Consider the following 1,147-nt stretch of genomic DNA (forward strand, 5'->3'; position numbering starts at 1 on the left):
GTTGCAGCAGATTGAAACGGCCAGTGTCGGGCATCTGCGTCATACCGGTTTCATGACCGGTTCTATTCAAGCGGTCTTGCCGCAGCAACAGGCCCGTGCCGGTGTTGCCGTCACGCTCGCGATTCCCGCCATGTGCTCGACGCTGTTGCATTACGCGCTAAGCCAGGTGCGCCCCGGCGACATGCTGGTAATTGATCGGTTGGGTGACAGCCGCCATGCCTGCCTTGGCGGTGCGGTTGCACGGGCTGCGCGCATGGCAGGTGTTGCCGGTGTCATCATTGACGGGCCGTGTACCGATGTCGCGGAAATCATCGCCGAAGGGCTGCCCGTCTGGTGCCGCGGTGTTTCGTCTGTCACCACCCGCCAGCTTGATCTTGGTGGCACATTCAATCGACCGATCGCCTGTGGTGGTGTGCCGGTTTTGCCGGGCGATATCGTATTGGCGGATGCTTCCGGCGTGGTGGTGCTGCCCGCGGATGAGGCGGCAGACATAGCTGATATCTGCATAGCCCGTGAGACACGTGTTGCCCGCACCATGCAGCGGCTGCTCGATGGCGAAAAGCTCGGTGACATCACCCGCGCGGTGGACAAGGTGAACGCGCGCCTCAAGCCAGGCGCAACGGAAGGAACACAAAAATGACCCCGCTCTATGGCCAGTTGCAAGATATAACGCTGGAGGGCGTACTTTCGGTGATTGCACCCCGCACGCCTCTGGCTCCGATGGTGTTTGACAGCCCCCATAGCGGTCTGGACATGCCTAGGGGATTCCACCCAGCAGTTTCCGCAGAGCGAGTGAGAGTAGCCGCAGACACCCATATCGATGATCTGTTTTCGTCGGCATGTGATGTCGGTGCGCCGTTACTGAGCGCGCGTTTTCCCCGCAGTTTTCTCGATGTGAACCGGTCCTTGCTCGATATGGACACCCAGCTTGTGGACGGTGATTGGCCTCATCCAGTGCGTGAAAGCGCAACGGCGAAACGCGGCATGGGGTTGATGTGGCGTTACGCCTGGGGCGATGAGCCAATGTATGCGGCACCCATGAGTGTGGCGGAAGCTGAGACGCGGATCGTCACCTACTGGCAGCCCTACCATGAGCATTTGGCTGGCCTGCTGAATGCCGTATACAGCCGGTTTGGCCGTGTTTATC

At 60.2% G+C, this 1,147-nt stretch carries 2 protein-coding genes; both read left to right on the forward strand.

Features of this window, described 5'->3' with window-relative positions; genetic code table 11:
• The first annotated feature begins 1 nt into the window (after position 1).
• The gene (locus AB4Z23_RS27140; protein ID WP_441361138.1) at positions 2–640 is read left to right on the forward strand and encodes an RraA family protein; all 639 of its coding nucleotides are present in this window, start codon (positions 2–4) and stop codon (positions 638–640) included.
• The coding region (locus AB4Z23_RS27145; protein ID WP_441361139.1) for an N-formylglutamate amidohydrolase at positions 637–1,147 on the forward strand (511 nt) is incomplete at its 3' end. The genes AB4Z23_RS27140 and AB4Z23_RS27145, both read left to right, overlap by 4 nt.

The sequence above is a fragment of the Agrobacterium sp. MCAB5 genome (genome assembly GCF_052114365.1).
Classification (GTDB): Bacteria; Pseudomonadota; Alphaproteobacteria; order Rhizobiales; family Rhizobiaceae; genus Agrobacterium; species Agrobacterium tumefaciens.